This is a genomic window from Ornithinibacillus liuyingii, assembly GCF_055550225.1.
Genome location: NZ_JBPWOS010000001.1, coordinates 181,868 through 196,192 on the forward strand (window position 1 = coordinate 181,868; position 14,325 = coordinate 196,192).

11 protein-coding genes are annotated in these 14,325 nt (G+C 35.2%); 7 read left to right on the forward strand and 4 right to left on the reverse strand.

Annotated elements, in window-relative coordinates; translation table 11 throughout:
* Nucleotides 1-70 precede the first annotated feature (70 nt).
* The 5 genes from ACSKT4_RS00940 to ACSKT4_RS00960 all read left to right on the forward strand — a co-directional run bounded on the left by ACSKT4_RS00940 (nucleotide 71) and on the right by ACSKT4_RS00960 (nucleotide 6,918).
* Entirely contained in the window at nucleotides 71-1,795 is a 1,725-nt protein-coding gene (locus tag ACSKT4_RS00940; RefSeq protein WP_246521369.1) for a methyl-accepting chemotaxis protein, read from the forward strand.
* 344 nt (nucleotides 1,796-2,139) lie between these two features.
* The gene (locus ACSKT4_RS00945) at nucleotides 2,140-3,705 is read left to right on the forward strand and encodes a Vga family ABC-F type ribosomal protection protein (RefSeq protein ID WP_186870141.1); all 1,566 of its coding nucleotides are present in this window, start codon (nucleotides 2,140-2,142) and stop codon (nucleotides 3,703-3,705) included.
* 84 nt (nucleotides 3,706-3,789) lie between these two features.
* Nucleotides 3,790-4,698 (forward strand): DoxX-like family protein, encoded by a 909-nt coding sequence (locus ACSKT4_RS00950; RefSeq protein ID WP_186870142.1) that lies wholly within the window; start codon nucleotides 3,790-3,792, stop codon nucleotides 4,696-4,698.
* A gap of 11 nt (nucleotides 4,699-4,709) precedes the next feature.
* The gene (locus ACSKT4_RS00955; RefSeq protein WP_186870143.1) at nucleotides 4,710-5,324 is read left to right on the forward strand and encodes a DUF4166 domain-containing protein; all 615 of its coding nucleotides are present in this window, start codon (nucleotides 4,710-4,712) and stop codon (nucleotides 5,322-5,324) included.
* Nucleotides 5,311-6,918 (forward strand): YndJ family protein, encoded by a 1,608-nt coding sequence (locus ACSKT4_RS00960; RefSeq protein ID WP_186870144.1) that lies wholly within the window; start codon nucleotides 5,311-5,313, stop codon nucleotides 6,916-6,918. The genes ACSKT4_RS00955 and ACSKT4_RS00960 overlap by 14 nt, the downstream gene beginning before the upstream one ends.
* A 63-nt stretch (nucleotides 6,919-6,981) precedes the next feature.
* Here ACSKT4_RS00960 and ACSKT4_RS00965 read toward each other — a convergent pair whose 3' ends face one another.
* Both ACSKT4_RS00965 and ACSKT4_RS00970 read right to left on the reverse strand, forming a co-directional pair.
* Entirely contained in the window at nucleotides 6,982-7,131 is a 150-nt protein-coding gene (locus ACSKT4_RS00965; protein WP_465822651.1) for a hypothetical protein, read from the reverse strand.
* A gap of 14 nt (nucleotides 7,132-7,145) precedes the next feature.
* Entirely contained in the window at nucleotides 7,146-8,417 is a 1,272-nt protein-coding gene (locus ACSKT4_RS00970) for a helix-turn-helix domain-containing protein (protein WP_465822652.1), read from the reverse strand.
* Nucleotides 8,418-8,630: 213 nt separating this feature from the next.
* Here ACSKT4_RS00970 and dacB point away from each other — a divergent pair, with 213 nt between their 5' ends.
* Nucleotides 8,631-10,028 carry a D-alanyl-D-alanine carboxypeptidase/D-alanyl-D-alanine endopeptidase gene (gene dacB / locus ACSKT4_RS00975; RefSeq protein ID WP_465822653.1) on the forward strand — a complete coding sequence of 466 codons (1,398 nt, stop codon included), beginning with the start codon at nucleotides 8,631-8,633 and terminating at the stop codon, nucleotides 10,026-10,028.
* A gap of 25 nt (nucleotides 10,029-10,053) precedes the next feature.
* On the opposite strand, the gene ACSKT4_RS00980 is transcribed toward dacB, so the two are convergent.
* Nucleotides 10,054-10,539 carry an SRPBCC family protein gene (locus ACSKT4_RS00980; protein ID WP_465822654.1) on the reverse strand — a complete coding sequence of 162 codons (486 nt, stop codon included), beginning with the start codon at nucleotides 10,537-10,539 and terminating at the stop codon, nucleotides 10,054-10,056.
* A 194-nt stretch (nucleotides 10,540-10,733) separates the two neighbouring features.
* Here ACSKT4_RS00980 and ACSKT4_RS00985 point away from each other — a divergent pair, with 194 nt between their 5' ends.
* A complete protein-coding gene (locus ACSKT4_RS00985; protein WP_465822655.1) occupies nucleotides 10,734-12,890 on the forward strand; it encodes a type IA DNA topoisomerase in 2,157 nt (718 codons plus the stop codon).
* 143 nt (nucleotides 12,891-13,033) lie between these two features.
* Here ACSKT4_RS00985 and uraA read toward each other — a convergent pair whose 3' ends face one another.
* The gene (uraA, locus tag ACSKT4_RS00990; protein WP_186870149.1) at nucleotides 13,034-14,284 is read right to left on the reverse strand and encodes a uracil permease; all 1,251 of its coding nucleotides are present in this window, start codon (nucleotides 14,282-14,284) and stop codon (nucleotides 13,034-13,036) included.
* Nucleotides 14,285-14,325: the final 41 nt, after the last annotated feature.

Sequence of the window (14,325 nt, forward strand, 5' to 3'; positions counted from 1 at the left end):
CATAACTAGTTAACGATTTTGAAAGAAGAGTTGTTTACTAATTGATCTATAAAATATGGGAGGAAAAGAAATGCTAAAGAAACTTCGACTGAGAAGAATAAGACACCGTGATATAAGAATTGGTTGGAAGTATGGCTTGACACTAGCTATTGTTATATTACTGTTTATCGGTTCTTCGGCTCTTGTTTCAAACTCTATTATTGGGATAGGAAAAAATATAGAAGAATTAGAAGCAAAAAGTGATTTAGCGATGAGCATTTCCGAAATGGGATCATTAACACGCAATATGAGCATTTATATCGTTTCTTATTATCAAGAACAAAATCCTGATTTGGTAGAATCGTTTAAAGAGAACCAAGTAATGTATAATCAATTTGCAAGCAAAGTTCGCGTTAATTTAAAGTCAAAAGAACAAGAAGAGATTTATCAAGAAGTCACTTCCATGAATCAAGAAATGTACCGTATGTTTACCAATTATATTGTTTCAGCAATTCAGAATGGAAATATGGATGTGGCAGAATCATTCCTTAGTCAGACAAATGAAATCAGAGATGAGACGGTCAGCTTATTAGATGAATTAGTCAGTATGTTAGATGCGGATCGACAACAAGCGATTAGTAGTGCAATGGAAAGCCAAAAGAAAACATTCGTAACCCAATTAATTATCTTAGCGGTGACGATTGTTATTGGAGTTCTGTTGATTGTATTCATTAGTCAAGCTATTTCCCGCAATCTCAAAAAAGTTGTTGAAGTGAGTAATCAAATAGCAGAAGGAGACTTAACCGTACCAGAAGTTGATTATGATGGTAGGGATGAAATAGGACAACTAGCATCTTCTATTGGGAGAATGAGCGCCTATTTAAAAGAAGTGATAAGACAAGTTTCCCTTGTTTCCAATTCGGTCACTACGCAAAGCAAGGAGCTGAAGCTGTCAGCGAGCGAAGTAAGAGCTGGATCAGAACAAGTAGCCACAACAATGCAAGAATTGGCTGCAGGTTCGGAAAAACAGGCAGATGGTGCAAGTAATTTAACCTATACGATGCAGCAATTCTCACGAAGAGTTCAAGAAGCTAACGAGAATGGAACTAAGATAGAGAATTCTTCTGAATTTGTGTTAGATTTAGCTAACCAAGGTAATGAGTTGATGCAGGCTTCAGGTGAGCAAATGAATCGTATCGACAATATCATGAAGGTAGCTGTTACAAAAGTACGTGGATTAGATGATAGTTCGAAGACGATTAGTCAGCTCGTTTCTGTCATCCGTGATATCGCCGATCAAACCAATCTACTAGCACTTAATGCAGCAATAGAAGCGGCGCGAGCAGGCGAGCATGGAAAAGGATTTGCAGTAGTAGCAGACGAAGTAAGAAGATTATCTGAACAAGTATCCACATCAGTAACGGATATTACTGACATTGTGAAAAAGGTTCAGTTGGAAACACGTTCCGTAACCGAGTCATTAGAGAGCGGATATGAAGAAGTACAACAAGGAACAAAACAAGTTATCTTTACAAAAGAAACCTTTGATGATATTAATCAGGCAATAGTAGAAATGGTAGAAAGCATTAAAGTTGTTAAACAAAACCTGAATGAAATATCTGATACAACACATGAAATGAATACTTCAATAGAAGAAATTGCAGCTATATCTGAGGAATCAGCCGCTGGTATTGAACAAACGTCTGCTTCTTCGCAACAAACGAGCAGTTCAATGGAAGAAATGGCAAAAAGCTCAGAGGATTTAGCTAAATTAGCGGAAGAACTAAACACACTTGTAGGACAATTTAAAGTTTAGACTAGAAAAAGGTGATCCATAACAAACGGGTCATCTTTTTCTCCATTGACAGGAAAAAAGCATTCATTTATAGTATTAGTAAGAAAAGCGGAAAGGGTGTTACTTGGGCAGATGTTAAATTAATCCTATTTTAAAAATCGTGAATTGGATAGTTGTACGTTTAAAAGATTGGGAAAAAGCCCACTTTTTAGCATGCAATTTATTCACGCATTGAATAGGATTAGCTCTGCTTTAGTAAACACGGATAACGGTAATAATCGTTTATTTAGCATGGTTTTTAGCCTGAAAAGCTTCCTATTCAATTGTGAATTGGGGCTTTTTTTAGTTAAAAAAGAGGTGAAAACATGCTGTTATTAGAAGCTCAGGATATTATTTATGAAGTGAATGGGAAAGAATTTTTAAATGTTCAACATCTGCAAATACAACATGGTGACTGTATTGGTGTAGTCGGAAAGAATGGCAGTGGTAAAACATCCTTAGTCAATATTTTGACAGGTCGCGAGTTAGACTATCAGGGTACTATTCAATCGGAAGCAAGCTTGGAATTATTACCACAATTGAAGCATACCAATACAACGAAGAGTGGTGGAGAGATAACGCAGCAATATATTAATAAGGCAATCGCAAAGAAACCACAAATATTATTCGCAGATGAACCAACTACTAACTTAGATAAAGAGCATATTGAAAAATTAGAGCATCAATTGAAACGGTGGACAGGGGCAATTGTGATTGTTTCACACGATAGGGCTTTCTTAGATGCTCTTTGTACGACGATTTGGGAGGTTGAGCACTGTAAAGTTACGGTCTACCCCGGGAATTATACAGCCTATCGTGAGCAAAAAGAGCTAAAAATCCAACAACAACAAGAAGAGTATATACAATATATAACAAGGAAGAGACAACTGGAGTCTGCCTTAGAATTAAAAAAGAAAAAAGCAGCCCGTGCTACGAAAAATCCTAAAAAGAAAAACGATTCAGATGCAAATCAAATGGGAAGTAGTCCATATTATGCTAAAAAACAGAAGAAGCTAGAGAAAACTGCTAATGCCATTAAAACGCGAATAGAAAAGCTTGAAAAGGTAGAAAAAGTAAAAGAGGATCCGCCATTAAATATGGATATTATTCATGAGGAAATGCTTGGAAAGAAGGCCATTGTTCGTGTAGAGGAATTGGAAGGAAAGGTAGGAACTAGGTTACTATGGAGCCAAACATCCTTTCAACTTCATGCAGGTGATAAAGTAGCGGTTATAGGAAGTAATGGTGTTGGTAAAACAACATTCATCAAAAAATTACTATCCAAGGAAAATGGAATAGAAATATCTCCATCGGTAAGAGTGGGTTACTTTAGTCAAAACTTAGATATCCTAAATGTGGAAGAAACGATTTTAAAAAACATTACGACCACCTCATCACAGGATGAAACGCTCATTCGAACAGTTTTGGCGAGATTACATTTCTTTCGAGATGATGTTTATAAGCAAGTAAAAGTTTTAAGTGGAGGAGAGCGAGTAAAGGTTGCCTTTGCCAAAATTTTTCTAAGTGATATAAATACAATAGTTCTAGACGAACCAACTAATTTCTTAGATATTACAGCTGTAGAGGCATTGGAATCTTTATTAAGGGAATATAGAGGTACCATCATCTTTGTATCCCACGATAGGCGATTTATTGAAAAAGTTGCGGATAAAATTATAGCGATTGAAAATCAAGAAATGAAGTTATTCGAGGGGAATTACAATTCGTATATCAATTATCAACCGAAGACATTGGATGAAAAGGAACAAGATTTGATGATTATTGAAACGAAGCTAACAGATGTCTTAAGTAGGCTAAGTATTAATCCTGATCCAGAATTAGAAAGGGAATTTCAAGAGCTATTAAACGAAAAGAAAAGACTGAGCAAATAGAGAGGGAGTTGTAGGGAGTTTTCCTACAACTCTTTCTTTATGGTAAACTGAACCAAAAGAAGGACTTAAAAGGGGGAGGTAGACGTGAGGAGTAAGCCGATATATGTAGAGACAACTATCGAGGCGGGAATGGATAAGGTCTGGAAAGCGACACAGGATCCAGGATTACATCAGCAATGGGATTTACGGTTCTCTGAAATTACATATATGCCAAAAGAAGAAGGAAAACCACAGGAGTTCTTATACAAGACGAATATAGGCTTTGGAATTTCTGTGCAAGGCTGGGGAAAAAGTGTTGGAAGCTTTCATGCAGAGGATGGTTCTCGGACCTCTTCGCTTCATTTTGGCACCAATCAGAAAATATCGATAATAAAAGAGGGGAGAGGTTATTGGAAGTACATACCAAATCAGCAAAATCAATCTTTACAATTTTTAACGCAATATAACTATGAACCTAGTTTTGGAAAAGTTGGTAGGTTTATCGATCACTTTCTTTTTCGTCCTTTAATGGGCTGGGCGACAGCACTTAGTTTTGATGTGTTAAAACGATGGATGGAGAAAGAAGAGACTCCTGCTTCACAATTTATACGTTTCTTTAGTCATGTCATGCTATCTATCTTTTTTATGTTTATTTGGTTATACCATGGAATTGTCCCGAAGCTAGTTGCTATGCATCCAGAGGAAATGATGATGGTAACGAATACACTTCCTTTAACCATGAAGCAGGGGGAGTTAATCGTATTAACTGTAGGTGTTATAGAAGTTCTTATAGGCATCATATGGATTTTCTATCCTTATAAGAGAAGGTTATTCTACATTCAAGCTATTCTTTTTCCCGTATTGATGCTAGCTGCGATCGTTTCGAATGTGGAATATTTAGTTCAACCCTTTAACCCATTAACATTTAATCTAGCTTTATTTGTTTTATCCATTATTGGGATAGTAATTAGTAAGGATGTTCCAACTGCACGAAATTGTAATCGAAAACGTTAGGGGAAGTTAGGATGTCTATATATGAAAAAGTGCTAGAAGATCAATTTGAAAAATTACATCCCATGCTGCAATATCGTTATCTATCGATGGGGAAACGAGTTTTTCGGGGGAAAGGGATAATGAAAACGGTAAAAGGGGGTCCTAAATGGCTTTATCCACTTTTTCGATTCGGTGTAAGATGGAAGCTTCTTATCCCGGAATCAGGAGAAAATATACCGTTTTTAATAAAAAACTCGCCAAGGATAGGAACAAATGGAGAAGAACAAATTCATTGGGAAAGAATATTTCAATTTGAAAATCACTATCGGTACTTTAATGCCTTGATGAAATTAGACTCTAAACTACCTATTATTAATGACTATTTAGGAGAACCACCAAGGTTGTATTCGGACCTGATATTTCATGTCGAAGCTGATGGTGGATTATTAATTCAATCCAACAAACAACGGCTAATAATAGGGAAACTAGAAATTCAGTTGCCAAAAATGCTACAAGGGAAAGCTACTGTACGGGAAGGATATTGTGATGAAAAGGCATTGTATACAATTGATGTTAAAGTGAAAAATCCAATTATAGGACGAGTTTTCTCCTATGAGGGAGTGTTTAAGGAAGATGAGGATACGTGATCTGTTACTTATAAATATACTATTATTATTGATAATCCTGTTATCACAAAGTTCAGGCTGGTATTTAACTTTATTAACGGTAGCGCAACTAATTTTTGTACCGTCGATACTGTACTTGCTTCGCGAGGATTTTAATAAAGTGTTTGGTAGATTTCTACCATATTCAGTTCTTATGTCTTCTATTGCCGTCTTCTTATTATACTTTGTTCATAATCAAACCCTTATTTTTCTGCTTTCTACTATTTATCTATTATTTACTTGCTTACTTGCTATTGGCGGGATAATACGCTTTGTAAGTAGAGGATTTATTTACTTTGAGGAATTTTTAATTGATATAGGGTTTATCTATTTAGCTATCGGTGGTGCTTGGTTTTTTGCGTATCAAGTAAAGCTGGATGTGGGATTTTCGCCAATGATTACTTGGTTAACGAGTATTCACTTTCATTATTCGGCATTTTTGTTCCCTGTTTTCCTGGGGTTACTTGGTAGAATGATTAATAGGAATAGGTTGTTTATTTTGGCCGGGATGATGATTATTATCTCTCCTTGGATAGTTGCATTTGGAATAACCTTTTCGGTTTTCATAGAAGTATTATCGGTTATTTTATACATTGTTGGCATCTATATTAGTATTTACTTTAGTATAAAAGCTCCCATTAGCAGCAATATCCAACGAGTATTGATTAATCTTTCCTTTGGATCATTGGGCATATCCATTTTGTTTTCATTTATCTATGCATTTGGGAATTTAACTGGTCTATATTCCCTTGGGATTGATCGTATGATAGAATCCCATGGGCTAATCAACGCGGTACTTTTTGCTTTTATTGGGTTAATCGGCTGGTCAATAGATATACCAAATTCAAGAGTAACGAAAACGTTATTCCCGGTAAGTCAAATTAAAGGAAAATGTATTATCGGTGAAAAAATCTTAGAAGATAAAAGAGGCGACTATGTTCATAACGGATTGGTAGACAGGATGGAAAAGTTTTTTACAGTGGAAAGTGATAGTATGGCCAATAATATACAAGATTTCTATGAAAATACCAATGACTATGAACTGTATGCTGAAGTAAAATGGAGTAGATGGTTCCTACCGTTTGCAGCTATATATAAGTTGATAAGTCGGCTCATGAAACAAATTAACTTACCATTAAGTAAAAAGCAAATAGAAATGACTGGACGAATTATCGATGTAGAGGATTCGAAGGATGGTCGAGAGAATGTTCGAGCGTGGATTCGTAAGATAAATAATGAAACCGTTTTTGTTGCTTTGTACTCGGAGCATGAAACATCAGGTGTGCGATATATGAATATAGCGTTACCATTACCAAGAACTACTATGACAGGGATTTTGGCTCTCCAACAGCAGGGGAGTGGGCTTTGTTTAACAAGTAAAAGGTTGTCTAAGTACTCAGATGCTGGTATCTACTTGACCATTGGAAAGAGCAATATGAAGTTACCTTTAGAAGAGCAATTTGACATGAAACAGTTAGATAATGGGTGCTTGCAAGCTTTACATCAAATGTGGATATTTTCCTTGCCTTTCCTAAGAATTAAGTATGATATAAAGAAAAAAGGAAATCTAGTATAGAGAGTATATCCTTCCAAATTTTATCTCTTTAAAGGCAAGGAAATATACACATCTTTTTTAAATTTATGGTTTTGTAGCCCATGGAGGTATTGGTTCTTCCTCATTTGCGTATGTTACATTTGAATCTATTACTGCAGAGAAGCCAATAGCCATAAGGGTTCCGGAAAGAAACAAAAATGATAATAGTAGGAATGTATTAATCATCTTTTTCATAATTTCACCCCCTTTCAAGTACAAGTAATTTTAGAAAATATATTTAATGCTTCTTCATAAGTACTGGAAGATAGCTTGTATTTTCTATTATCTTTATAGTATTTTGCAAGAAGCTTTAGATAAAATACTTTTTCATACAATAATTCTTTTTCCTCTAAAAAAGGAATGATTTCGTTATTGACTAGATTTTCGAAAGAGCTATCTAGCCCACTAATTAAATACTTATATGCTGTAAATTCATAAACATAGACAGACTTAAGAGGACTCAATGATTTTGTTAAATCTAACCCTAGCTCAAGCCAAATTTTAGTGTTATGAAGATCATTTAAATCAAAGTACTCTTTCATTAAACTAGATATTGGTACAATTTTAATATTAATAGGGTCTTCTTTACGGAGTTCATAACTTTCTAGGTAATTAGTAATTGCTTCTAAAGGTTTTTTCCAATCAGAAAACAAAGATCCAATATTTTGGTAGGAAAGCTTTAATAACTCTTTGTCGTCAATCTTATTAGCAATGTTGATAGCAGAACTATAACTTGCTTTTGCGTTTTCTAATTCCCTAATTCTTTGATAGGAAATCCCCAATAAAATATGACATTCTGCACATTCCTTTAATTGATAATTTTTCTGGTAAAAACTTAATGCTTTCTTGGAATACAGTAAACATAAATGGGTCTGCCTATTTTTACTAGCAGCTAGGGCAATTAAGTAATATAGATTATGGGTTTCTTCATCTTGATGGAACAGCTCAGGATTAAGCTGGTTTTCGGCTTTTTGATAGAATGCAAGAGATTTTTTATAAGCAAGCTGCTTATAGTAGTAGTTTCCTGCATATTTATAATAATAGTATTTTTCTATGTCATTGAATTTCTTGGAGCTTTTATGAAGGGAGATGAGAAGTTGTCCTGCTGCTTCCAAATTATTAACTAGAACATAATAGCTGAGCTTATGGATATCTATTAATGAAAGCAGTTGTTTATCGATTCCATTAGGTAAAGCAAAGTTGATTTGATCATATAGTCTGATCGCTTCTTCTTTATGAGAGCGGAGTAAATATAGAAACCATCTAATAATAGTTTGATTTGTAATTTGGTCCTCTAAATCGGCCTGATAAAGATTCAGTTTTTCTCCTAATAGCTGCATTATTTCATTTGTTGGCTCAGCCGTACCATTCTCTATTTTAGATAAATAGGATACAGAAATGATTCCATTCGCTAAATCTGCTTGTGTCATATTTGCTCGTAATCGATTGATTTTAATTGACTTTCCCAAATTAATTCCCATTTTTTCACCTCCACGGCTTTCATTATAATCAAAAAAGAGATAAAATACTATATAATAATGACAATATTCAACAAAATATGAAAATATATAAAAAACGAGTTAGTTTCGCAGTTTTTTAGGAAACTTTTCCTAAATTTTGCTATTTAAATATAGGTAGAGTGAATTGAATTTAAATTAAGAAGTCTTAATGAAAATGATAAAAGGGGTAGAGAAATGGACATGAAATGGACTAGATTGGAAGAATTAATAAAACTTGAACCAAAACTAGAGGGAGCGTTAGTAGGGGTCAGTATTCGTTCGAGAGAAACTGGACAATTATTATATGAGCATATGGGTAATACTCGATTGCACCCAGCATCGAATATGAAACTATTTACTTGTGCAGCAGGATTAGAGGTGTTAGGTGAGAACTATGTTTTTCCAACCGAATTATGGGTGGACGGTGAAATGGTTGGAGGGAGATTAGAGGGTAATTTGTATATTAAAGGTAAAGGGGATCCAACTTTGTTACAAGCTGATTTTGATAAATTAGCTAAGGTATTACCAGGATATGGGATTAAAGAAATAAACGGCAATATCATTGGTGACGATACATGGTATGATGGAGTTCGATTATCTCAGGATCTAAATTGGAATGATGAACATCAATACTATGGTGCCCAAGTATCAGCCCTAACTGTTTCACCAAATGAGGATTATGATTCAGGTACGGTAATGCTGACGATAATACCAGGGGATAATGAAGGAGATAGACCAGAGATTGTATTGAATCCATACACGAAATACATAACTATAATAAACAAGGTAGTTACCGTAGAGATTGGCAGTGAGGAAGAGGCTGATATTACGGTTACACGTGAACACGGGAATAATAATGTTGTATTGGAAGGGACTATCCCTAAATATTCTGCAACCATAAATAAATGGGTCTCCGTTTGGGAACCTTCAAAGTATGCTTTAGAAATCTTTTCCCGCTCATTGAAACAGGTAGGGATAAGTTATACTGGACTGTTAACACGGGGTGAGACATCGAAAGACGCTAGGCTACTTTTTGTTAGGAATTCTATTCGCTTAAGCGAATTAGCTATACCTTTTATGAAGCTTAGTAATAACGGGCATGGTGAGATTATCATTAAGGAATTAGGAAAGGTAAAAAGAGGAGAGGGCAGTTGGGAAAGTGGTTTAGAAGTGTTAAATAACTATTTAGTTGATATAGGAATAGATACAAGTAAACTAGTAATTCGAGATGGATCTGGAATTTCACACGTTACGTTAATCCCGGCCAATGTCATAACTGATTTGTTATTCCGCATACAGGGTACAAACTGGTTTACTAGTTTCTACCGATCTCTGCCGGTTGCAGGTGATGGTGACCGAATGATAGGTGGGACATTACATGATAGAATGTATGGGTTACCAGTTGTTGCAAAAACAGGAACAATTATGGGGGTCAGTACCCTATCAGGCTATTTGACGACTCGTGAAGGGGAAGAATTGATTTTCTCTATTATGCTGAATAATCTTCTTGATGAAGAAGATGGGCCACAAATTATTGACCGTTTAGTAGAATTTATTATCATGGAAAAAAGCAAAACAATTCGCTCTTCTTGATTGTTTTGCTTTTCTTTACTTCCATTTATAAGTAGGAATTTAGAGAATTTAGAGCTTTAGTGTACTTTTCATACCAATATTCCCATTGTTCTTTTCGAGCATTAATTAGTTCATTGTCTAAGATTGATTGGATAACATTTAAACATACATGCCATCCAGCAATGTCTTTCGCAGTATGCTCTGTAATTTCTGTAATTCTTTCAATTAGTACTAAATTACACCCATTAGGCTCTTCTAACAGTTCAAACCGAACGAAATTATCATCCCAAGTAAATTCTAGTATCTCATACTCCTCGAAGTCGATTATATCTATTCGTTGAAATGTTCCATCCCCCAAATCAAAGTGCAAATATCCACCTTTTCCCAGCTTAATAACTCGTAACTCATCAAACCAAAGAGCTAACCGTTCATTGTTGGTAAGCATTTCCCATACATCCATCTTTGATTGTTTTAAGTGGCGCTGAAATGTTACCAATAATTCATTGGATTGTTTCTCAATAGTAGCTAACATATTAATTACTCCTTTCCTTAAACTATTTTCTACAAGTATACCCTTTATTTGCAAAAAAGTGAGTGTTCGATGTTCTATTTTCTCTGTTAACATTTCCTCTATTTATTAGTATAATAGATTCACCCATCTTTTATCCTCCTAATATTTATTAGATTCCCTTCCCATATGCTTCAATAATGAAAGTAGGTGTAAGTTTGAAATTAATTCTCGCTGAAAAACCCTCCGTAGCAAAGAATATAGCCGATGCTCTAGGGATTAAAGGTAAGAGAGACGGCTACTATGAAGGTAATGATTATATTATTACTTGGGCTTTTGGTCATTTATTACAGCTCTATGATGCCAAAGACTATGACAGTAAAATGGCTAGATGGAAAATGGAACATTTCCCGTTTATCCCGACTAAGTTTGAGTACAAAATAAAGAGCAATCCAAAAAATAGACAATGGGCAGATCAAGGGGCAAAGAAGCAATTAGCTATCATTCATCAATTGATGAAAAGAACAGATGTAGTGGAAATTATATCCGCATGTGATTTTGATCGAGAAGGGCAATTGATTGGAGATAGTATTATTTACCGAGCTCGATTAAATAAGCCTGTATCCCGATTATTACTAAATGAATGGACGAAGGATGAGGTCTTACGTGGCCTTGAATCACTACAACCAAATGATGAATTACGTCCTCTACAAGATGCAGGAGTTAGTAGACAATGGGCAGATTGGTTGATTGGAATTAATTTAACCTCTGTTGCAACGCTGAAATATCAAAAAGGAAGAGGAAAGGCACTTAATATAGGTCGTGTCTTACTACCTACCTTAAAGATTATTTATGATCGTGATAAAGAAATAGAGAACTTTGTCCCTGAAGATTATTTTAAATTAGTAGCAACATTTAAAACGAATAATAATGAATTGTACGAGGGTACATATGTAGAGGAATCAGGAGAGAAGTTTAAGCAAAAGGAAGCACTTGAAATTGTAAATCAACAAATCCAACAAAAAGAAGCGGTTATTACTCACAAAAAGGTAGAAAAGAAAAAAGAATTTCCACCTTTTCTATTTAATCTGTCTAACTTGCAAGGATATATTACGAGTAAATATAAGGGATGGACTTCAGATAAAGTATTAAAAGTTGCTCAGTCCTTGTATGAGAAGAAATTTATTACGTATCCGAGAACATCTAGTACAGCATTAGAGGAAAGTTTAGTCGGTAAAACTGCTAGAGTTCTCAAAACACTAGCAGAAGAGCTGCCTTATAAAGATGAAATTAAATTTATGAAAACAAAACGGGTGTTTAATAATGCCAAGGTGGAAAGCCATAGCGCGATAATTCCGACATATATGAAACCAAAGCGGTTAACAGCAGATGAACAAATTATATATACTGCTATTAAGAATCGTTTTATTATGCAGTTTATGCCTATTGCAGTGTACGAAGAAACGAGGTTAATTACGAAGATTAAGGATGTCGAGTTAAACGGGATCTTTGAATCTAAAGGGAAAGTTCAGCTTGAAGAGGGCTGGAAAAAGGTAGAGAACATTAATTCGAAAGATAAGCTGCTACCATTTGTTGAGAAAGGTGAATGGGTGGAGGTAGCTGAATCCGATTTGACAACTCATGTTACGAAACCACCTAAGCCTCATACAGAAAAAACGCTTCTACGTGTGATGGAAACTTGTGGTAAAGGTTATGATGAGGACGACGAAGAAATAGTTGGTAGTATTTTAACCGGTTTTAGCATAGGTACCCCTGCTACAAGAGCAGAAACGATAAAAAAACTAAAAGATGTAGGCTATATTTCCACACAAGGTAAAAATCTTATCAGTACAGATCTTGGGAGGAAATTGGTAGAAACGCTACCAGTAAAGTCATTGTTTGACCTTGAATTTACGGGAAGACTAGAAAAGACACTTTCTGACATTCAAAAGGGCATTGTTCCTAAAAAAGCTTTCCTTGAAACGATTTATAAATTTACGACAGAATCAGTTGAAATAATTAAGGCAGATCAAGAAGTCACCATTCATGAGGTGAAAAGCAATGCAGCTAAACCTAGTCATGATATACTTGGAATTTGCCCGAATTGCGGCGGCAACATTATCGAAGGTAGGAAAGGCTTTGGGTGTAGTAATTGGAAAAAAGGATGTAAGTTTGTCATATGGAAAAACGATAAATACTTACAGGCATTAAGAAAAAAACCTACCAAGACAATGGTAAAAAATATCCTAAAGAATAAAAAAGCTTATGTTAAAGGATTAACGAGTAAAAAGGGGAAGAAATTTAATGCTTATTTGAGCTATGAAAAAAATCCAGACGAAGATTATTACGCTTGGAAAATGGAGTTTGAAAAGTAAAAAGTGTTGAGGACATAAGGGCTAATAATAAGGAAGAATTTGAACCACCTATACTGGTTCGGATTCTTCCTTATAACATTTTTACTTAAGTCCTAACCTCTTTATTTTATTATGAGGAAGTATTTCTACCTCTTACGTATCTCTTATTCATTAGATAATTTTAGCATGTCAAATAACTTAAATAGTATGCTTAATAGAATTCCAACTATAGTAGCCAATCCCATTCCGGAAAGTCCGACTTGACCGATTTGAATCGTGGCACCACTAATACCGATAACTAAAATTACACAAGTTAGAATTAAGTTTTGGGATTTACTATAATCTACTTTTGCTTCTACTAACATTCGAATCCCACTTGCGGCAATAATACCGAATAATAGTAGAGAAATTCCACCAAGAACAGCCCCTGGAATAGAGGAGATAAGTGCAGCTAATTTTCCTACAAAGGAAAGTAAGATAGCAATTACTGCTGCTCCGCCAATTATCCAAGTTGAATACACTCTAGTAATTGCTAGTACACCAATGTTTTCCCCGTATGTTGTGTTTGGAGTAGAGCCTACAAAACTGGATAAAATCGTAGATACACCATTTCCGATGAATGAGCGATCCAGACCAGGATTTTTAGCTAAATCTTTCTGAACAATATTAGATGTTACGAATAAATGCCCAATATGTTCCGGAATTAATACAAGCGCTGCAGGTATAATAATTAATATGGCAGACCAATCAAATTGCATCGTATAAAACTCTGGCATCGCAATCCAAGGAGCGTTTTTTACTGGTTCTAGATCAACCAATCCAAAGAAGAAAGCAATAATGTATCCAGCTATAAATCCAATTAGTATCGGAATAATCTTAAAGAAACCTCGGAAAGTTACCCAACCAATTACTGTAATTCCTAAAGTTAATAAAGAAACAATAATCGTTGTCGGATTTAGGTTCTCCCCAATTAATCCAGCATCTGCTGCTGCAACTGGTACTAATTCTAGTCCAATAACGGATACTATTGCTCCCATAGCTGCTGGTGGAAATAAAACATCAATCCATTTGGTACCTGCGACCTTTACAAGTAAACCTACTAAGGTTAGGATGATTCCAACAGCTAAGAACCCACCAAGTGCATACCCATAACCGAATTGGCTAATTACAATCCCGACAGGAGCTAAAAATGCAAAGCTCGAACCTAAATATGCTGGAATTTTTCCTTTTGTGATAAAAATGTATAACAATGTTCCTATACCATTCATTAGTAGAATAGTAGCAGGATTAACCTCGAAAAGGATTGGTACTAATACAGTCGATCCAAACATAGCGAATAAATGCTGAAAGCTTAACGGTAGACTTTGAAAGAAAGGTAGCCGTTGATCAACTTGAATTTCATCGAATTTTGCCATATAGAATCTCTCCCTTGTTTCATTAGCTCTACAGTTACCAG